Here is a 19,467-nt window from a genome sequence, read left to right as displayed (position 1 = left end):
TGGGCTAATAGGGATGGGTGATAACCGCCTTAAATGATTGTGACTGATGATATCGGTGGCAGTCATTTGAATACCCGTTCACAAAATAGTGCGCATTGACGCGTTTTTTCTTGTATTTTGTAATTTTGTAATGATAGGCGGCGTTTGGTGACAAGCTCTAGTGCCGCTGATTAACCTTGTAGATTTCGTTGCAGGTTAAGCCAACGAAAACGAGGAATGACGAGACATATACCTATGATCACACGGATTATCGCCTGTTCTTTCCTGTTGTTATGTGCGGGCCTGGCCCAGGCGCAATCTCTTATCCCTGCACCGCCCCAATTGGCGGCGAAGTCTTACCTGCTCTTAGATGCCAATACCGGTCAGGTCCTGGTTGAGCACGAGGCGGATACTCCGGTACCGCCGGCAAGCCTTACCAAGATGATGACGGCCTATATCGTTTCTGAGGAGATCCTTAAGGGGAGCATCAAAGAAAACGATATGGTTCGTATCTCTGAAAAGGCCTGGCGTAAGGGTGGCTCCAAGATGTTTGTCAAAGTGGGTGACCAGGTGCCGGTTATCGACTTGATGCGCGGTGTGATTATTCAGTCCGGTAACGATGCGAGTATCGCTCTGGCAGAACACGTCTCCGGTAGCGAAGAGGTCTTTGCCGAAGTTATGAACCAGCAGGCAGAGCTGCTGGGAATGGAAGATACTAACTTCGTCAACGCCACTGGCTGGCCTGCAGAGGGGCATGTAACGACTGCCCATGACCTGGGTGTACTGGCGCGCGCGCTGATAATGGACCACCCAGAGCATTACGATATTTATTCCGAGAAGTATTTCAGCTATTCCGGAATTAACCAGCCTAACCGCAACCGTTTGCTATGGCGCGATTCCTCTGTAGATGGAATTAAGACCGGTCATACGGAAGAAGCAGGGTACTGCCTGGTAGCTTCTGCAATGAAGCGCGGCATGCGCCTGGTTGCTATTGTTGTCGGCACCGACAGTGATGAGAAGCGCGCCTCTGAGACCCAAAAACTGCTCGCCTACGGCTTCCGCTACTACCAAACCCACAAGGTCTATGGTCAGGGTGAAGAGTTGCAGACGGAGCGTGTCTGGGGTGGTAAAGAGCCCAGCGTGGGTATTGCCGTAGCTAAAGATGTATTCGTTACTATCCCCCGTGGCGGTGAGGAAGGCATTAAGGCCGACCTGATTGTGGATGGTGAGCTGGAAGCGCCTGTGCAGAAGGGCCAGCCAGTGGGTAAAGTTGTTGTGACCCTGGATGGTGAGACTGTCGCCGATGTTAAAGCAGTTGCTGCCGAAGATGTGGAGCGTGCCGGTTTCTTCAAGCGCATGTGGGACTCCATCAAGCGCTTTGTAATGGGCTTTTTTAGCTAATTGCTGATTTAGGGATGGGAATGATTCCCATCCCTGTCCATCCCTCCTCAGTCTCTGTCCACTTCCCCTTTTGCTCACTGTCCACTACTGTTTAGCCGCTGTATAATCGCCGCCCGGCTGTGCCTAAGCTTTTCTCAATATCTAACAGCCCGGCCCCGGAGAGTGGTATGAGTCAAGATCCCAATCAAAAAGCCCCGAAAATTGAATTTCCCTGCGAAGACTACATGGTCAAGGTCGTGCGTGATGCCAATGATGAGGCGCACGAATTTGTACTGGATGTGATGCGTCGCCATGCCCCCGGCCTGGACGAAGAGCGCGTTACCTTACGTGACAGTAGTACTGGTAAATTCACCTCAATGACTTTCTTTATCCTCGCCACTGGTGAGGAGCAGCTCAAAGCATTATTTGAAGAACTGAAACAGCACCCCGCTGTGCATATGGTGCTCTGATGACCATTGTTCGCGATCTTGCGCGGCGAGATTACAAGAGTGTCTGGCAGGCGATGTCGCGCTATACCGATAGTCGCGATGGCGAAAGTGTCGACGAGATCTGGTGTGTAGAGCACGAGCCGGTTTTCACCCAGGGGCAGGCAGGCAAAGCCGAGCACCTGCTGAATACCGGTGATATACCCGTGGTTCAGGTGGATCGTGGGGGACAGGTGACTTATCACGGCCCCGGCCAGTTGGTGGTGTACCCATTGCTGGACCTGCGCAGAGCAAAAATCGGCGTGCGTGATCTGGTCACTGCCCTGGAAACTGCCACGGTGGCAATGCTGGAAACCTTTGGTGTTGCAGCGGCACCCAGGGCCGATGCGCCTGGGGTCTACCTCACTAAAGGCCCAGGTGCGGGGAGTAAAATTGCCTCTATCGGATTGCGAGTTCGGCGGGGGTGCAGTTTCCACGGTATCGCCATCAATATCGATATGGATCTGGCTCCATTCCTGCGGATCAACCCCTGTGGCTATGCGGGGATGCAGATGGTGCAGATGGCAGAAATATTGGAACCAACCCCGAGTTGGAGCCAGGTCGCCGAGATTTTTGTACGCGAGCTGCTCCACACTCTTCAGTTGCCCGACGCCCAGTGGCAACCCATTGATGAAAAAGTATTTGCGCAGCTGAGCGCAGAACAGCAGGAATTAAGTAATGGCTGATAAACCCAACCTGGTGCCCGTTAAGCGCACTCGCCGCCTCCAGCAGGGGGAGAAACTTCGCGATGGCGATAAGGTAGAGCGTATCCCGGTGAAGGTAATTGCCAGCGATAACCTGCTGCGTAAGCCTGACTGGATTCGCGTAAAGGTTCCCGCTTCAAAAGAAGTGGATCGCATCAAAAATATTCTCCGCTCACAAAAACTGTCAACGGTTTGTGAAGAGGCGAGCTGCCCTAATTTGGGAGAGTGCTTTAGTGGCGGTACCGCGACATTTATGATCATGGGTGAAATCTGTACCCGTCGCTGTCCTTTCTGCGACGTAGGCCACGGTAAGCCCAATCCACTGGACCCGGAAGAGCCCAAGAACCTGGCGGATGCCATTGCTGCAATGAGTTTGCGCTATGTGGTAATCACCTCTGTTGACCGGGATGACTTGCGCGATGGTGGCGCCGAGCATTTTGCCAATTGTATTCGTGAATCGAGAGCGCAATCCCCGAACCTGCAAGTGGAAATTCTCACTCCGGATTTCCGCGGCCGTATGGATGTAGCGCTGGACATTCTGGAGAAAGAAGCTCCGGATGTGTTTAACCACAATTTGGAAACTGTGCCACGCCTGTATAAAGAGTCTCGTCCCGGTGCCAATTACAAGTGGTCTTTAAAGCTGCTGCAGGAATACAAAAAGCGTCGCCCTGACGTACTGACCAAGTCCGGGTTGATGGTTGGCCTGGGTGAGGAGAAAGAGGAAATTTTCCAGGTAATGGACGATATGCGCGAGCATGATATCGATATGCTTACGATCGGCCAGTATCTGCAACCGAGTAAAGAACATTTACCGGTACAACGCTACGTCCATCCGGATGAGTTTGAAGAGTATCGCCGCTACGCCGAGCAAATCGGCTTTAAGCACGCGGCCTGTGGTCCCTTGGTACGTTCTTCTTACCATGCTGATAAGCAGGCTCACGGAGAAAAGGTAGGTTAATACAATTTGTAGGAGAGGGGGGTGTTTTTCACATCCCTCTCCCCATTTCTCCCTCCTCAATCTCGCTTTTAACGCCCAGTTAAACACATCTATTTTTAAACAAAACTGACAGTGCTTTCGCTGTTGCGAGCTCTGAAAGTATATTCTTGATTGAGAAATTAAAGTTATTTTCTCTGAAGTATTGAGGCGGCTATTTTCAATGTTTAAGAGCTGTTAATGCTCTTAATTAAATTAAGGTTAATGTATTAATTGCCTTAAATAGATTTTAAGTCTCCGTGGATTTTTGTCGTTTTTCTGTAAGCCTGATATCAAATTAGAAATTAGTGCGGATTAAATTTTTAAGAAATCAAAAGTCATTTCGAATTACATTCATGTGACACTGTGTACCACAATGCACTAGTTTTTAGTTCTATTAGTAAGTAGCGTCCTGATAAATGGGATACTTTTGTTAGACCTGATGTCCCAATTAAGCAGCAAAGAGCCTGCTCCTTTGTGACCAGCCATTCGCATTTTATGGTTGATAACAATAATTGCACTAATAGCTGATCTTCAGTAACTTAAGGTAAAACAATAACTGTCAGAGATTCTGCCTTTTTAGGTGTTTCATCTGCCATATTCATTCGGCGGATCTAGCCAAGCCGGGTAAAAGTCGTTATTTAATGGCTTTACTGCTTAGTTATCTTGGTAACTCCGCTCAGGGTGTGCTGCATATTGGTGCAATCTGCCCGGACAAATGATACTGCTCATAATTAAAAAAAACACAATAATCAGAGAGGACTAGCGATGACCCCGGAAGAAAAGTACGAGAAGGTGAAGGGCCTGCAACCTTTAGAGCTTCTTTATCAGAGGGAGGCGCAGCAGGCTGATACGGTCTTTCTTCGCCAAATGCAGCAGCGGCAATGGAGAGACTATACCTGGGGTGAGGTAATGGATCGGGCTCGCAGGATTGCTGGCTACTTGCGCGCTCAGTACGAGCCCGGTGATCGCATCGCTATTCACGGCAAAAATTGTGCGGACTGGATTATTGCGGATGTGGGTATCATGCTGGCGGGAATGATCAGCGTGCCGCTTTACCCAGGTCAATCTGTCTCCTCGATGACTTATGTTTTACAGCACTCTGAATCGAAGATGCTTTTCTGTGGGGCCACCGACAATAATGCGGCTCTACAGGAAGTTGCTGATATGCTGCCCTCGGTTGCTATCCAACGCTGTGAGATCCGTTGTGACCAGGATCTGGAAACCCTAATCAAAGAGAGTGAGCGTTTTGAGGAAAAGCCGACCTTTGATCTGGATGATATCTTTACGATCATGTACACCTCTGGAACTACAGGTAATCCAAAAGGGGTTATGCATAGCTGGTCTTCGGTGGTTTTTGTCTCCCCAAATATGATTCGCGGTTATGGAATGGATGAGAATGACCGTGTTCTTTCTTATTTGCCCTTAGCTCATGCCGCAGAGCGGATATTGGTTGAATTCCATTGTTTGTATTCTGGTACCCCAATTCATTTCCCCGAATCTCTGGATACTTTCCTGGAAGATTTAAAGCGAACGCGTCCGACGATGTTCTTCTCGGTTCCTCGCCTTTGGACCAAGTTTAAAGAGGGAATTGATGAAAAAATCCCGCCGTCGCTGCAAGAAGTACTGCTACGTATTCCTGGAATCAATACCTGGTTAAGAAAGAAAGTTCGCAATGGTCTGGGGTTGGATGATGCAGAAATATTGGTTAGCGGTGCGTCCCCTATTTCCATTGAACTACTGCGCTGGTACCACCGTATGGGAATGAAGGTGGCCGATGGCTACGGTATGACCGAGAATTTTATTTATGGTTGCTTTGCTCCGCCGGGGGAAGATCCTGTGCCGGGGACGGTTGGTAAGCCTTATCACGGCTGTGAAGTTAAGATTTCTGAGGAAGGGGAGATACTCTTTAAGAGCGGTTCCTTGATGAAGGGATACTATCTTGAACCGGAAAAAACTGCGGAGGTAATACGGGACGGTTATTACCACACGGGTGATTCTGGATTTATTGATAAGGACGGTCTGGTACATATCACTGGGCGTATTTCAGAAACCTTCAAAACCAGTAAAGGCAAGTTTATTCAGCCCAGCCGACTCGAAGGATTTTTTGGTAATGAGACAATGCTGGCCCAGCTCTGTGTTCTGGGGCACGGTATGGATCAGCCGGTAATGCTGGTGACTATCTCCGAGTCCGCTGAGAAATTACCACGGGGAGAAGTTAATGAGCATTTGCAGAAGCTACTGACTTCAGTGAATGATAAGTTACCGCAACATGAGCGGATTAAGACCATCTTTATTACCAAAGAAGAGTGGACTCCCCTCAATGAATTCCTAACGCCGACACTAAAGATTAAGCGAAAGGTACTTGAAGCTCATTATCAGCCTTTATTTAAACAACACGTGGATACCAAGGGGATTGTATGGGAGCCTCGCACTGCGGTGAGTGAGGGCTCAAAAGAGGCTTCACTTGAACCTGTGAGTTAATCGCCCCCGATTAATAGAAAAGCCCGGTGAGTATTGATCCGGGCTTTTTTATTGGGTTGTTGGTTGCCTAGTCAGTGAGTGTAGCTCTGACAGTGCTGGGATTTTCCTGTCAGCCCAATTTGAATACTTTCTGCTGAGCACTCGAAGTCATCATTAAATTTACAGTCTTCCATTTTGCAGGCACCAACGCCGGCGGTACGGGAGCTGCTTGTATGACGGGAGTTGGTGAAGAAAGTATCACAGTCGGGATCGGCACCGTCACCAATGGTAATTGCTCTGGCGTGGCAAGCATCATTGGCGTTATAAGCACATTGGCTGGCGGCACATCGACTGACTTCTGGCATATCGGTTGCGATAATCATGGCAGTCCTCTCCTTAATAGTAAGTTGGAGACTAGACCAGCATGGTTGCATGTCAATGAAAAACCACAGGGTCTGTGTGGTATTTTTATTATCAAGGTGCAGTGACGCTGTATATCAGAATTACTTTCTTAAGAAATAGTTTTTATTCTAGTTTGTTATTTCAGCTGCGTCTTTGTCCCAGGCCATTAAAGCCAGTTTCTCAGTCTCGCCTGGCAATACAATTTGCTTCTCGTGGGCTAGGCCGAGTTTTTCCAGTAATCGGATAGAGGGTTTATTTTCTGGTTGTGCAATCGCAAGGATTCGCGTTAATCCCAGTATATCCCTGGCGTACATCATTACAGCTTTGGCAGCTTCTAAAGCAAAACCCTGGCCACGATAATCAGGTAAAAAGGCAAAACCAATATCGGCTCCATTGAGCCCCTCTCGCTTAACCAGTCCGCAGATGCCTATTGCAGTGCCATTGTTCAAGGACACTTTGTACATACCAAAGCCGTGCTCACGATACATGGCAATGGGACCATTTAGGATATAGTTGCGAGCCTCACTTTTTGTGCGAACTCCGCGATCGCCAATATTCTTTAGAAAATCGGCATCATTGAGTAGTGCCAGCATTAAACCGTTATCCCGGTCTTCATTAAGCTCTTGAATAACCAGATTGTCAGTTTCTAATCGGAGCATTTGGACGGACCCTATTTTTTCAGTTTCACTGATGAGGGAAGGCTCTGAGGTGAGAAGAATCGTAGTTAAATTAAATAGAAGGGGAGGCTGTGCCCCCTGGCAGGGGGCACAGTTACCACTTAGAAGCGGTAAGTCAAATTGACAGAGGCAGATTCAGTCGTTGGGCGGGAAGCGACAGTTGCGCTAACAGCGATAGCGTCAGCTGCTTGCCAGCGGATACCGGCAATCATACCCATACCACCGTTGAAGATACCTTCGTCGACACTGGCATAGCTAGGCATGGCATTCATATTTCCTTCCATGGATTTTATACCCACTTCAATAGTGTCTTCTTCGGTACCGTTAGTGTCTTCGTACCAAATTTCTGCATAGGCATTAATGGTGTCCCAGCTCTTATTGGCGAAGGCACCAAAACGCATATTTCTCAGGCGGCGCTCTTGATCACCGTAGTGCATACCCAGCGGGTCGAGCTCATTGCCACTCAGGTCGGTGTAGGTAAAGCCTTCGATGGCATCTTCGGTGTAGCCATCTACATCCGTAGTTACCTTGGTAAAGCTTACAAATGGACCGAACTGGAAGGTTTCGCTGTTGAGCAGGTTGGCACCAGCAGTAATACCCAGGGACAAGTTCTCGCCAGAGGTATTCCCGGTCAGGTTGCCGTTATAAGTGTCGCCCAGAGAGATAGAGCGGCTGACGTCATCGTAATCTACATCGGTCAGGGTCGCGTTACTTTCGACAAAGAAAATGTCGTAGTGCATGCGGCCAAAAACGCTGTAGTTGGTCGAGGTGGAATCAATAGCAAGCTGTGAATTATCCACATCAATATTGGAACGGCTTACTGCAAAACCGATTTCCGCATTGTCGCGCACGGCGAAAGTCATGCCGAGAATATTGGAGTAGCCGTCTCCCCTGACATTGGCGGTGTAATCGGTATCGTAGTCGACGTTACCCAGGGAGCTGCCGGCGAAAACGCCAGTCTGAGCGGAACGGTAACGAACACTGGCCAGGCTCTCGTCAAGGCTGTTGGTGTGGGTGCGAGTAGCCTGGATTGCGATATCCGGCAGCTGACCGGCAACCTGAGCAGCATTCACGATTGCTGTGTAGTAGTCACCGAGGATTTCCTGACCAATTTGAGTGGGGTGAACACTGTCGTTGAAGATCAGTTTGTCTGCATCGGGGTCGGTGCCGTTAATGCCGTAAACGGAGTGCTCAATACAGTCGTTGCCACTGCCGTCGTAACAGAACAGTTGGTTCTCTGAGGAGGATAAACCAAAGATGGTCGGGTTATTAAGGGCGACTTTCAGGATACCTGCCTGGTCAACCATCAGAACGCCATCGATATCCTTGGCCTTAGCTAACAGTGCTGAGTTGAAGGTTTCAGACGTGGCACTTGCTTCCAGAAGTACTTCTTCGAAGGCGGCGGCCAATTGAGCATCCGCATCCTCCTGGCTCATCAGTCCAGCCTCAACTGCGGCTTGCAGTGCGTCTGCATCATCGCTGGAATAAACGGCTTCATATGCTGCAGCGTAAACGCCAGGAGTTTTGCTGACATCCGGTACATTGGATACGAGGATGTAATTGGCACCTGCATCGGATAGGGCGCCAGCTGCGCTTGCCAGCATCGTTGATGCAACGTCCAGGTCCGCAGTGACTTCTTCGATGGTTGAGGTGCCAGCGACGACATCTTCGAAACCGCTGAGCAAGTCGTTACCACCGCCGTTTACCCAATAGAGAGCGTTGTGATCAGCACTTCCCAGAGTACTTTCCAGGTAGCCCATTCCCAGTGGGTGTGGGTTACCGGAAGTTCCAGTAGTGGCTATAAGATCAGCAAAGGTGCCCTCAATGGCGTCGCCCATAGCAGAGGCTTGGGTCATCAGGTCAGCATAAGTTGCGGTATCACCTTCTGCCAGAGCAGCTTCGGCTTGGGCTACTAATTGGGCCGCAGTGGCCTGTTGTACCAGCAATTGGGTCAGGAGTTCGGAGTCCGGGTAGCTGGGAGTTAAGCCTTCGTCACCAGTGGTTGGCATCAGGGCGCTTAACAGGTTATGACGGCTCGGATCAGCCTCCAGGCCATATGCCTGCAGGTAGGCCGCATAGTTGTCGGGACCGATGATATTCATCAGAACATCAGCTGCTTTATGCCCGCCTACGGCCCAGCCTGTACCGGCATTGCTCAAGCCAGCAGCAATCTGAGCAGTAACGGAAGCTTCAAGTTCCTCTGCACTCAGTGAGGGGTCTACGGTGGGTAGGCAAAAGGAAGATTCCATACCTGCACAAGACGGAGTTACGGCACCCAGGCCCAGATTCTGGGATAAAAGACTAATGGCTACTTCTCGATCGTCGCCCCCATTAGTGAATACATCGTAGTTGCCGACATCGGTTAGGCTGTCACCAAAGGCGATAACCTGGGAAAAGGCTGCCTCTTTGGCAAAAGCCGCAGAGCTTGTCATTGTTGCGAGTGCTATGGCCGCTGCGAGGCTACGCTTGGCGTTATGCATGGTTTTCTCCTTGTCGCGGTAATCTCACACCCGCGGAGACATCGGGAGCAGTCCAGAGGAAACTACAGGGCGCGAGTCTTTATTGTTCTTTGCTCCAGTACTTCTAGGAAGCCGGGCAATCTTAGCGGATTTGACTATGACTTGAAAATAAGTCACAAATCATTCCGCAAATCTTGGTTGGCCTTTAAGGCCCCTTTAATAGCTTTTATTCGGCTGGCGCAATATTACTTAATGAGGGTTTCCCGGTAAATGAGGTTTACCCCTAGATACGCTCATTTTATAGGAAGCATTTTTTTATAATTTGATTTCTGTCAATGGCGAATTGTATCTGTGTGGTGGGGCTGGTTAATAGCTGCACTATTTGGGCAGAATGGTCATTAGATTTTGTATTTTTAGTAAAATGATGTAACTCGGGCATTGGGTGTTTATGGTTTATGGAAAAGGGAAGGTGTCTGTCCCTCAAGAAGAAATCGAAATGAGTGCGATACGCGCACAAGGCGCCGGTGGCCAAAATGTAAATAAAGTTTCCAGTGCAATTCATCTGCGGTTTGATATTCGGGCTTCTTCACTTCCACAGTTGATTAAGGGTGGTCTTTTAAAGTTAAAAGATCGTCGAATCTCCTCTGATGGCGTGGTGGTTATCAAGGCTCAGAGGTTCCGAACCCAGGAGAAAAACCGCCTGGATGCCCTGGAGCGACTGCAAGAACTGGTGGATAAAGCTGCATTTAAGCCAAAATTCCGCGTGGCCACAAAACCCAGTCGTGGTGCTAAGGAGCGTCGCCTGCAAGCAAAAAGTCGTCGCTCTCAAGTGAAATCAATGCGGGGTAGGATAAAAGACCAGCACTGATCCGGTTGTCCGAAATATAGAGAATAATTTTTCTTGAAGCTGTCTTTTTACTTGGTTCTTTGGTGCAAATTTTCTAGTGGTCTATAAGTTGCAAAGGGGGGGCAACCGCTGCAAGCCTGCCTTTTGTAGGAGGCCTACTTTTCTATTTATCATATGGTGTCAGTTTGGTAGTGATGGAGACCGGGATTAGAAATGGTTGATTCACGACCATAGATAGAGACAGGAATTAACCTCTGCAGATTAGGGCCCACAGAGGTAATCTTGGCTCTTATGGGATTTTAGAGCAGGGTTACAAGTAGGGAGAACGGGCCAATACTTCCTGATACTCGGCTTCTCGCTGCATTAGTTCGAACTGCAAGCCAGTAATTTCCATCCCCAGTTCTGAATGCCTGACCTTTAGGCGAGCAATATCAGCGAGCAATGTCACCCGCTCAGAGTTGTCGACTGTCTCATCTACCAATAAAGCACCGATCTCTGTCATATCATCGAGAATATGCTCTCTTGCCAGTTCCAGGTCATGAATTGTCGATACCAGTTCCTCGACAGCAGATTTGGCAAGAAAAATATCCTGGCCTGAATTGTATCCCCGCAAGAATAACCCTTCGAGGTCTGCGGGGCAGACCCCGTTATAGCTGTTGCCAGAGCGACCCTGATCAAAGCCGCGCAGCTCGGTGCAAAAAGCTCCAGCCCTTCAGTTCGCCCATTGCGATAAGCCGTTGTATTGACTGACACACCGTACTTTGCACAAGCCTCACGACGCCCCCTAAATAAGAAATGTCTCGACCTGCTGCACCGTCTTCATACCCGATTGCCTGCCAGTCTGCGACATAGCATTCATCTTCGCTCATGGTGGCACATCCCGAGATCAATGAAACTAAAAGAAAGAGGAGTGCAATTTGAGAGGGAAATTTCACAGCGGTTATCCGTGTCGGTGATTTCACCAAAGCTTACTGTGAATTTCCTGACTGGAAGCTGAACTTTCTGTATTGCGTGAAATTATTCCATCGGATCTTTTTAAGAGAAGGTGGAGCAAGTAGTTAGCTACCGACGACTAGTCTGATGAAGTTAGCGGATCAGTAATTGGAAGGCTTACTCGATGGGCGATTTCGTTGGGATGACAGCTCTTGAGCTGTTGCATGGATACAGGAAGAAGTCTTTCTCACCGGTTGAGGTTGCTGCAGAGTTACTCAACAAAATTGAGCGACTTAATAGGCATGTTAAGGCTTTTTGTTTGATTGACAGAGATACGAGCCTCGCCTATGCGCGGGAAGCTGAACACCGCTATATGTCTGGTAATGCGCGGGGATTACTTGATGGGGTGCCAGTGGCAATAAAGGATGTCTTCTATACACCGATGTGGCCAACGGTTTTCGGCTCCCAAATAATTGATCCAGAGACGACGCTGGGATGTGCGGCCCCTTGCATTGCGGCATTACAGCGCAACGGGTACACGCCAATAGGGAAAACTACGACACCGGAGTTTGGTTGGAAGGCGGTGACGGATAATGCCATAGACGGTATTACGAGAAACCCCTGGGATAGGGATAAGACATCGGGTGGTTCGAGTGGCGGGGCCGCGGTTGCAGTATCACTGGGGTTGAGCCCTCTGGCTGTGGGGGCTGATGGCGGTGGATCTATCCGGATTCCTGCCAGCTTTTGTGGCACGGTTGGGTTCAAACCGAGTTTTGGGCAGGTTCCCCATTGGCCATTAGGTACCTTCTCCTCCCTGGTGCATGTGGGGCCCTTAGCATCGACGGTGGAAGACTGTGCACTGATGATGAATGTAATCAGTGAACCGGATCATCGGGATATCCGCGCAATACCACGTCGGAACATTGATTTCCTTGCAGCTACAGAGGGAAGGTTGATTGAAAGAACAGGAAAGTTGCGTATTGCTTACAGCCCCAGTCTTGGTTACGTAGAACCTGATCCCATGGTGGTGAGCAACGTTTCTGCTAGTGTAATGCACTTCCAGGAATTGGGTGCTGAAGTTGTAGAGGTTGACCCAGGTATTGATGATGCTAGTGCAGCTTTTGGCTGTCTATTTTGCGCGGGAATAGCGAGTATCTTTAGGGCGATGGATAGTACCAGGCGCCAACTGGTGGAGCCCCAATTGTTAGAGGTCGCAGAACAAGCGGACAAGTTATCCTTACCTGATTATCTCGACGCGCTGAAGTGGCGAGATAACTTTGTCGAGCGATTACAGGAATTTTTTCTGAAATATGATCTGTTAGTGACCCCAACTTTACCCATTACCGCATTTAGTGCTGGGGCCAATGTGCCGGATAATAATCCAGGCTCTCTATGGTATTCCTGGACACCTTATACCTACCCCTTCAATTTATCAGGCCATCCGGCAATATCAATTAATTGCGGTTTTTCAGGGAATGGTCTGCCAGTAGGTCTGCAAATAGTAGGCAGAAAATATGCTGATGAGACAGTTTTATGTGCAGCCGCTGCTTTACAAAACCAGCAGGGATTAAAAAGGAGGCTTCCTGGTTGGGTAGATTCTGTGTGAGTTGCAATCTTAAAATTCTTCTTGTAGATCTAATTAAAATAAAGGGCTGAAAAACCCTTTAGTTCAGAAATTATTCCTAGTTCTATTTGCTATTAATAGTGTTTTTATATTCTATGTTTTTTGTGTATTTGTGATCCACTTAAAGTTTATTGCGGCTCTTACGCTGAAAGATGCCAAATTGTTTTAGTATTTATTTGAATGTGCTAGCTTTTCCTTGCCGGATTGGTCAATCCGGTTTTGTTTGTTCTCTCTGCGCTTTTCGAAATTCGAATAATAAAAATATTTCTGGATTGTCTGCGATTGTTTATAGGTATGGCCTGTAGTTCCATCCTCATTGATTTTTGTATTATTTGAATATTATTGAGATTCAAAACTGCTGTTTGTGCAGGCTTCTTGCATGTGTGTTTATTGCCTGCCTGTGTTTTTGAAATATCAGGGATTCGCAGGGGGCTAACTTAATGTGGAGAAGATAATGAAAAAAATTATTAGTAGGTCTTTAGTTGGGGTTCTTGCACTCCCCGGCGCTGTTATGGCAGAAGAGCTGTGGATAACTATAGGTAGTGATGGTTATAAAACCTTAAAGCAAAACAGTAGCCTGGTTGCCAAGCAACCACTCGCGATTCAAGGTGAGGAACGTAACGGAGTTACTATTCTAAAAGTTAATGAAAAGAATCTTTCCGAAATATCGACTCTGATGCATATCAACCATAACCGTTGTGGCGGCTTTATGGTACATGACTCATTGGAGGAAGCAGAAGCTGCCCAGATTTCATCGCTGACGACAACAGTGAATAACGTGATCGCTTACTCTATTGATAATGCAGATGTGGTTAACGCCCTGCAAGCAGAGATCTCAGAGTCTAATATACGGTCAACTATTCAAAGTTTGTCGAATTTTACTAATCGCTATTACACCACTTCAACCGGCGTGGATGGTGCTGAGTGGATAAGGGATGAGTGGCAGGCATTAACGAATTCACGAAGTGATGCCTCTGTCGAACTTTATAGCCATAGTTGGGCGCAACCCTCTGTAATTTTGACGATTCAGGGGCAAACTGACCCGGATGAAATTATCGTGCTGGGGGCGCACCTGGATTCTACGGTCGGTTTTGGCACTGGTGAAGGTACGAGAGCGCCGGGGGCTGACGATGATGCGTCTGGCATAGCAACATTGACTGATGTCATTAATGCAATTGTCGCTACAGACTATAAGCCGGATAAAACGCTGGCTTTTATGGGGTACGCTGCTGAGGAAGTGGGGCTGCGGGGGTCAGATGATATTGCTAGCGATTACAAATCACAGAATAAAAATGTGATAGGTGCCTTGCAGTTGGATATGACTAATTACTATGGCTCAAATAGTGATATCTATATTATTGGAGATTACACCAATAGTGCCCAGAATAGCTTTCTTGAGGATCTGGCCCAGACCTACCTGAGCGGCCTCACTGTTGGAACAACTTATTGTGGTTATGCGTGTTCTGATCACGCATCTTGGTATAACCAGGGTTATCCGGTTTCCTTTCCTTTTGAGGCGACTTTTAATGGCTCAAACCCTTATATCCACACTTCAAGTGATACCCTCGCTAATAGTGGTGGAGATGCCAGTCATGCGGTGAAGTTTGGAAAGCTTGCTGCTGCCTATGTCGCTGAATTGGCCAAGGGTTATATAGGGGATGATCCGGGCCCAGACCCCGATCCGGACCCCGATCCCGATCCAGACCCCGGTGAGGAACAAACAGAAACCTTTAGTGATGATGTGGGGCGAGGTTCGGAGGATCACTATGGACCTCTCAGTGTAACGCCCGGTACAGATTTTATCGCGGATATGACCGGTACTAATGATGCCGATCTATATGTCCGTTTTGGTGCGGCACCTACTTGGCGCTATTACGATTGCCGTCCCTATGAGGGAGATAGCTCTGAGAACTGTTCCTTAACCGTGCCAAGTGGTGAGAGTGAAGCCTATTTTATGGTGCGGGGCTACAGTCGCCTGGGATCGGATTATGAGGTTGATGTTACTTATACACCTCAATAGACGGTGTTGATTTCACCTATTTATTTTTTTAAGTGAACTCATTGCTGTCACTTTTGCTTCAGCCTTTCTAAAAGTCACGTTTGGCAGTTTTTGGCATTTGCTAAACGTGTACCCCCTCCTTTTAAAATAAATATCGCGACATTAATTTTTTGATTTGTTGGAAGTTGACATTTAATCGCGTAAAAGATCTACCCTAGGCGTGCACTAATTTCTGGCATGGATGCAATTAGACGGAACGTCAGTATGCCGCTTTTTTTGTTTAACCCCTGCACGGATCTAATTTGATGTGCATTGCTTTGATGAATTATCCGGTGATGTTCTGTTTGATGTTAATAATGAGAAGAGAGGGTGGTGAATATGAAGCGTTACTTGTTGAGACCTTTGTCATTGGCGGTGGCAGTTGCGATTTTTAACTCTGGTGGGTATGCGATTGCTGAGGAAAAGGAAGAGGGTGCCTCTAATACTGCTGATCGGGCAATGGAGGAAGTGATAACCACAGGTACACGCAAAGAGGGTGTATCTCCCACCGAGACTCTTTCTCCGGTAGATGTGCTTGGCGGAGAGGATATTGCGGATCAAGCGAGCTTTGATCTTACTGAGTCCCTGGCAAAAATTGCCCCTTCATTTAATACGCAGAGATTTCCAATTGCTGATGGTACCGCTTTTATCCGCCCGGTAACTTTACGTAATTTATCCCCAGATCAAACTTTGGTACTGGTCAATGGAACTCGCCGCCATCGCTCTGCGCTGGTTAATTTGCAGCTTGCCCCCTGGGTACAGTTAACCAGGGTGCCCAAGCCGTCGACTTTTCGGCGCTACCCTCTATGGCTATAGAGCGAGTTGAGGTTTTACGTGATGGCGCTTCAGCACAATATGGCTCCGATGCGATTGCCGGTGTCGTTAACATTATCCTGAAGGATGATGCAGAGGGATTTAGCTTATCAGCTCAGACAGGGGAGTATTTTGAAGGGGATGGAACCCGGATGAGTATTGCCGCAAATACGGGATTTGCGCTGGGTAATGCAGGATTTATTAATGGCACCGTTGAATTCTCCCGCGCAGATAAAACCTGGCGCAGCGAAGCGCGGCCAGATGCGCAACAGGTAGGATCAGTTGTGGGAAATAATTTAGTACCACTGGATGGCTTGGGTCAGAGATGGGGTGATCCCGATGTTGAGTCCCTGAAGTTTTTTATTAACAGCGGCCTGGATATCTCTGATTCGGTAGAGCTCTATGGAAACTTCGGTTATTCACAAAATGAAACAATTTCTGACTTTTTCTATCGTGGACCGGTGCTCGACCCAGAACACCAGTTTACTGCGAGAGGTACCCTGCAAGTAGACAGCCCCAATGACCCCCTTGATCCGAATAGTATCGATTACATGCCCGACCCAGCTCCCCAGTCTTTAGTGGATTCTATTTTGGCGCAGGGCCTAAACCCCTCGGATTACCTGGTAGCAGATACTTCCAGCGACAGTGGGTACGTGTTGCGAAACCCAATTTATACTCAGTTCCCCGGCGGCTACAACCCTGAATTTGGTGCAGATATTTATGATATCGCTGCTGTATTCGGGGCGCGTGGAGAGCTTGCCAATGGTCTCTCCTGGGATCTACGCGGACGTTTGGCTGAAAATGAAGTGGACTATGTCCTGAAAAATTCAATCAATCCAAGTTTGGGTATTTTGTCTCCTACTTCCTTCAAGCCGGGAACCCTCACGCAGGAAGAGTCCAGCCTCAATGCGGATTTTGTCTACCCCATTGATGTCATGGCTTTTGCTTCGCCATTGAACCTTGCATTCGGCGCTGAGTGGCGTGAAGAGACTTACTCAATTGGTAGGGGGGATGCAGCGTCCACTGCGGTAGGCCCAACTGCTGCGTACTTTGGTGTGGGTTCAGATGGTTTTCAGGGTTTCCCGATTGAAGCGCTGGGCAGTTTCAGTAGCGAGAGTATTGCGGCTTATATTGACCTTGAAGCCGATGTGACTGAGGCTCTGACTTTGGGAGCGGCTTTACGGTTAGAGGAATATGATGAGTTTGGCTCGACATCGGATTGGAAATTGTCAGCACGGTATGATGTGAATGAACAACTGGCATTTCGAGCGACGGTAAATACTGGTTTCAGGGCGCCAACACCCGGACAGGTGAATACCTTAAATGTTACTACTACGACAGACTCCAGTGGCAACCTGATACCCAATGGAACCTATCCTGTGGCTCATCCGGTAGCGTCAGCGCTCGGAGCCGTTGAGCTGGAGCCGGAGGAATCCACCAGTTTCACCTTGGGTGCGGTTTTTGCCCCACTGGACAATACCAGTGTGACAATAGATTACTACAACATCGACATCGAGGATCGCCTGGCTCTGCGCAACAATGCCATCGGAGATGACGAAGTGATTCTGTTGCAAAATGCCGGTATAGAAAATGCAGCACTACTCAACGGCAGCAATGCAAACTATTTCGTCAATGCTTATGACTCGGAAGTGTCTGGTATAGATCTGGCAGTTACCAGTGATTTCGAGATTTTTGAAAGTTTATTGGTGGTGGATTTACGCCACAATCACAATCGCCAGGAAGTTACCAGTGTTACGCCAAATACCATCAATGCCTCACGGGTATTTGACCTGGAAAACCAAGTTCCCAGTGATCGAACGACTTTAACTTTTGACCTCGATACGGGTGATTTATTTGCAGGGTACCTGCGTTTTAATCGCTATGGCAGTTGGGAATCAACAGGCGGGTTGTTTGGTGCTGGGGATGCCAGTGATACCTATAGTTATGGCAGTGAAATTCTCGTTGATATCGAAGCGACGTTTACGCTGTATGAAAATTATAAATTGTCGTTGGGGGGCGAGAATATCTTTGACGTAATGCCTGATGATGAGCAGGAGCCCACGTTGCGATATCTCGGGGTACGTCATGCCCTCACATCACCATTTGGCTTTAATGGTGGTTATTGGTATTTACGTGCTAGCGCAGAGTTTTAAGCTGTATAAATAGGGGAGACTATTTAGCCTCGAGTCTTTTCCTGCTTTAACTCACAGCAGTAGCCCGGTAATTGTCCCGGGTTACTGTCTGTTCTCTTAATTGGTGAAGGGGATCTTCTCCAACGTCTAAGTGCCAGTTTTTGTGAATTCAACACGGGCATTAAAATCGGATACGATTTGAGGTTCATCAGTGAAAACCCCATCAATACCTTGAGCTGCCAACAGTATCAAATCGTTGGGGTCGTTGACGGTAAATACGTAGTTCTTAAGCCCGCGCTGTTTTGCATCGGCTATTAAATCTGCATTTATAAAATCTACGTTCGTATGTAATGAATAGGCCTTTAATGGAGCAGAGCAGGCTGCAAGATCGAGGGGAACACCGGAAACCAGAACTCCCCGCCGAACCTCAGGAGCTAATTGCAGGCACTGGTACAACTGGCGGTGATCAAAAGAGGAGACGATGTATTGCTCGTAGCTTGCACCAGTATCCTGCGTAAAGGTGTGGATTTCATCCGCGAAAAGGGCTGCACAGTTAGGCCCTTTCAGCTCGATATTGAGTTGGGCACTATTTCCCACAAGTTCCAGGACTTCCCTTAATGTAGGGACCTTATTCCCGCAAGGGAGAGGTCTCTCTTTCAGGGCATCGGGATGCATTTCAGTGATGAGTTCAGAGCCCGCGATTAGGCGTCCGAGTCGCCGGTCATGCTTGACGAGAAGCTGCCCACCAATATTCCACACATCAATTTCGATACCCCCGACGTTGAGTTCCAACGCATGCCCGATTGCTTGGAGAGTGTTTTCACTGGCTCGCTGTTGATAGCCCCGGTGGGCGAAACAGAAGAGCGTAGTTGAAGTCATGGCTTATCAGTCCATTTTCATGGTTTGCTTCAGACTGCCCTTAAATTATTACGAGGTCACTAATGCAACACCAAAGTTTCTGCCAAATACTGGTTAATTGGCATTAAAAAATTATTTTTATAGCCTTTGGGTAGTGATTAGGCTCCAAAAAGTGAGCTGCTACTCTCCAGCCAATGCACGATAACAGCCTTGATGAAAGACCAGGGGTTCACCACCAAAAGCGGCAAATTCCAGCACCTCTCCAAGCAATATTGTGTGATCTCCACCATCAATGCACTGCGCGCGGCGGCAATGGAAATAGGCTGCACACTCCTCTAGGCGGGGTATACCATTGGGGCCTTCATACCAGTTGACCTGTCCAAACTTGTCTGCCCCTCGACCAGCAAATAGGTTTGAGACATGTTGTTGGTCTGCTCGCAGGATATGCACGGCAAAGTGCTCCCGGGTGGTAAATGCTTTATAGCCCATGGACTGCTTATCGATACTCCATAGAACCAGGGCGGGGTCCAGGGAAACGGAATTAAAGCTGTTAGCCGTCATGCCGGCAGGTTGGTCATTGGTATCCTGAGTGGTAATGACAGTTACACCGGTAGCAAAGTGGCCGAGGGTGTCCCGCAGTAGCCGGCTTTGCTCGGGTGACGGGGAAATCGTACGGCTTTTCTCTGTCGTCATACTAAGG

15 protein-coding genes and 1 pseudogene are annotated in these 19,467 nt (G+C 48.3%); 10 read left to right on the top strand and 6 right to left on the bottom strand.

Annotation, left to right across the window (positions count from 1 at the left end):
• The first annotated feature begins 234 nt into the window (after positions 1–234).
• The 5 genes from QT397_21975 (at position 235) to QT397_21955 (ending at position 6,005) form a co-directional block, all read left to right on the top strand.
• On the top strand, positions 235–1,380 hold the full coding sequence (locus tag QT397_21975) for a D-alanyl-D-alanine carboxypeptidase family protein (GenBank protein ID WNZ55489.1): 1,146 nt from the start codon (positions 235–237) through the stop codon (positions 1,378–1,380).
• Between the two features lie 167 nt (positions 1,381–1,547).
• Positions 1,548–1,829: a DUF493 domain-containing protein gene (locus QT397_21970; protein ID WNZ55488.1), complete on the top strand. Its 282-nt coding sequence runs from the start codon at positions 1,548–1,550 to the stop codon at positions 1,827–1,829.
• Entirely contained in the window at positions 1,829–2,530 is a 702-nt protein-coding gene (gene lipB, locus QT397_21965; protein WNZ55487.1) for a lipoyl(octanoyl) transferase LipB, read from the top strand. The genes QT397_21970 and lipB overlap by 1 nt, the downstream gene beginning before the upstream one ends.
• Positions 2,523–3,506: a lipoyl synthase gene (lipA, locus tag QT397_21960; protein ID WNZ55486.1), complete on the top strand. Its 984-nt coding sequence runs from the start codon at positions 2,523–2,525 to the stop codon at positions 3,504–3,506. The genes lipB and lipA overlap by 8 nt, the downstream gene beginning before the upstream one ends.
• A gap of 783 nt (positions 3,507–4,289) precedes the next feature.
• Positions 4,290–6,005: an AMP-binding protein gene (locus QT397_21955; GenBank protein WNZ55485.1), complete on the top strand. Its 1,716-nt coding sequence runs from the start codon at positions 4,290–4,292 to the stop codon at positions 6,003–6,005.
• A 71-nt stretch (positions 6,006–6,076) separates the two neighbouring features.
• Here the strand turns inward: QT397_21955 and QT397_21950 are convergent, their stop codons facing one another.
• The 3 genes from QT397_21950 to QT397_21940 all read right to left on the bottom strand — a co-directional run bounded on the left by QT397_21950 (position 6,077) and on the right by QT397_21940 (position 9,543).
• Positions 6,077–6,367 (bottom strand): DUF1540 domain-containing protein, encoded by a 291-nt coding sequence (locus QT397_21950; protein WNZ55484.1) that lies wholly within the window; start codon positions 6,365–6,367, stop codon positions 6,077–6,079.
• Between the two features lie 147 nt (positions 6,368–6,514).
• On the bottom strand, positions 6,515–7,045 hold the full coding sequence (locus QT397_21945; GenBank protein WNZ55483.1) for a GNAT family N-acetyltransferase: 531 nt from the start codon (positions 7,043–7,045) through the stop codon (positions 6,515–6,517).
• 119 nt (positions 7,046–7,164) lie between these two features.
• Entirely contained in the window at positions 7,165–9,543 is a 2,379-nt protein-coding gene (locus tag QT397_21940) for an SGNH/GDSL hydrolase family protein (protein ID WNZ55482.1), read from the bottom strand.
• Between the two features lie 427 nt (positions 9,544–9,970).
• Here QT397_21940 and arfB point away from each other — a divergent pair, with 427 nt between their 5' ends.
• Positions 9,971–10,390 carry an alternative ribosome rescue aminoacyl-tRNA hydrolase ArfB gene (gene arfB / locus QT397_21935; GenBank protein ID WNZ55481.1) on the top strand — a complete coding sequence of 140 codons (420 nt, stop codon included), beginning with the start codon at positions 9,971–9,973 and terminating at the stop codon, positions 10,388–10,390.
• A gap of 289 nt (positions 10,391–10,679) precedes the next feature.
• On the opposite strand, the pseudogene QT397_21930 reads toward arfB, so the two are convergent.
• Positions 10,680–11,060 (bottom strand): annotated as a pseudogene (locus QT397_21930) (hypothetical protein).
• Between the two features lie 426 nt (positions 11,061–11,486).
• Between QT397_21930 and QT397_21925 the strand changes: the two are divergent.
• From QT397_21925 to QT397_21910, 4 genes are all read left to right on the top strand, one after another.
• Complete coding sequence (locus tag QT397_21925; GenBank protein ID WNZ55480.1) at positions 11,487–12,908, top strand: amidase; 1,422 nt, start codon at positions 11,487–11,489, stop codon at positions 12,906–12,908.
• A 472-nt stretch (positions 12,909–13,380) separates the two neighbouring features.
• A complete protein-coding gene (locus tag QT397_21920) occupies positions 13,381–14,946 on the top strand; it encodes a M28 family peptidase (protein ID WNZ55479.1) in 1,566 nt (521 codons plus the stop codon).
• Positions 14,947–15,303: 357 nt separating this feature from the next.
• Positions 15,304–15,780: a TonB-dependent receptor plug domain-containing protein gene (locus QT397_21915; protein WNZ55478.1), complete on the top strand. Its 477-nt coding sequence runs from the start codon at positions 15,304–15,306 to the stop codon at positions 15,778–15,780.
• Complete coding sequence (locus QT397_21910) at positions 15,771–17,930, top strand: TonB-dependent receptor (protein WNZ55477.1); 2,160 nt, start codon at positions 15,771–15,773, stop codon at positions 17,928–17,930. Before QT397_21915 ends, QT397_21910 begins: the two co-directional genes overlap by 10 nt.
• A 126-nt stretch (positions 17,931–18,056) precedes the next feature.
• Here the strand turns inward: QT397_21910 and QT397_21905 are convergent, their stop codons facing one another.
• Together QT397_21905 and QT397_21900 are read right to left on the bottom strand one after the other, a co-directional pair.
• Positions 18,057–18,788 (bottom strand): glycerophosphodiester phosphodiesterase, encoded by a 732-nt coding sequence (locus QT397_21905; GenBank protein ID WNZ55476.1) that lies wholly within the window; start codon positions 18,786–18,788, stop codon positions 18,057–18,059.
• Between the two features lie 159 nt (positions 18,789–18,947).
• A complete protein-coding gene (locus QT397_21900) occupies positions 18,948–19,460 on the bottom strand; it encodes a flavin reductase family protein (protein WNZ55475.1) in 513 nt (170 codons plus the stop codon).
• Positions 19,461–19,467: the final 7 nt, after the last annotated feature.

The sequence above is a fragment of the Microbulbifer sp. MKSA007 genome, from assembly GCA_032615215.1.
Classification (GTDB): Bacteria; Pseudomonadota; Gammaproteobacteria; order Pseudomonadales; family Cellvibrionaceae; genus Microbulbifer.
The sequence above is the reverse complement of the archived record's forward strand: the minus strand, read 5'-3'. Positions and strand labels throughout refer to the sequence as shown.

What these genes read in the sequence shown, in the direction of transcription:
- QT397_21905 (WNZ55476.1), bottom strand. Translation starts at nt 18,788, where the DNA reads ATGACTTCAACTACGCTCTTCTGTTTCGCCCACCGGGGCTATCAACAG.
- lipB (WNZ55487.1), top strand. Translation starts at nt 1,829, where the DNA reads ATGACCATTGTTCGCGATCTTGCGCGGCGAGATTACAAGAGTGTCTGG.
- QT397_21975 (WNZ55489.1), top strand. Translation starts at nt 235, where the DNA reads ATGATCACACGGATTATCGCCTGTTCTTTCCTGTTGTTATGTGCGGGC.
- QT397_21955 (WNZ55485.1), top strand. Translation starts at nt 4,290, where the DNA reads ATGACCCCGGAAGAAAAGTACGAGAAGGTGAAGGGCCTGCAACCTTTA.
- QT397_21925 (WNZ55480.1), top strand. Translation starts at nt 11,487, where the DNA reads ATGGGCGATTTCGTTGGGATGACAGCTCTTGAGCTGTTGCATGGATAC.
- QT397_21910 (WNZ55477.1), top strand. Translation starts at nt 15,771, where the DNA reads ATGGCTATAGAGCGAGTTGAGGTTTTACGTGATGGCGCTTCAGCACAA.
- QT397_21915 (WNZ55478.1), top strand. Translation starts at nt 15,304, where the DNA reads ATGAAGCGTTACTTGTTGAGACCTTTGTCATTGGCGGTGGCAGTTGCG.
- lipA (WNZ55486.1), top strand. Translation starts at nt 2,523, where the DNA reads ATGGCTGATAAACCCAACCTGGTGCCCGTTAAGCGCACTCGCCGCCTC.
- QT397_21945 (WNZ55483.1), bottom strand. Translation starts at nt 7,045, where the DNA reads ATGCTCCGATTAGAAACTGACAATCTGGTTATTCAAGAGCTTAATGAA.
- arfB (WNZ55481.1), top strand. Translation starts at nt 9,971, where the DNA reads ATGGTTTATGGAAAAGGGAAGGTGTCTGTCCCTCAAGAAGAAATCGAA.
- QT397_21900 (WNZ55475.1), bottom strand. Translation starts at nt 19,460, where the DNA reads ATGACGACAGAGAAAAGCCGTACGATTTCCCCGTCACCCGAGCAAAGC.
- QT397_21970 (WNZ55488.1), top strand. Translation starts at nt 1,548, where the DNA reads ATGAGTCAAGATCCCAATCAAAAAGCCCCGAAAATTGAATTTCCCTGC.
- QT397_21940 (WNZ55482.1), bottom strand. Translation starts at nt 9,543, where the DNA reads ATGCATAACGCCAAGCGTAGCCTCGCAGCGGCCATAGCACTCGCAACA.
- QT397_21920 (WNZ55479.1), top strand. Translation starts at nt 13,381, where the DNA reads ATGAAAAAAATTATTAGTAGGTCTTTAGTTGGGGTTCTTGCACTCCCC.
- QT397_21950 (WNZ55484.1), bottom strand. Translation starts at nt 6,367, where the DNA reads ATGATTATCGCAACCGATATGCCAGAAGTCAGTCGATGTGCCGCCAGC.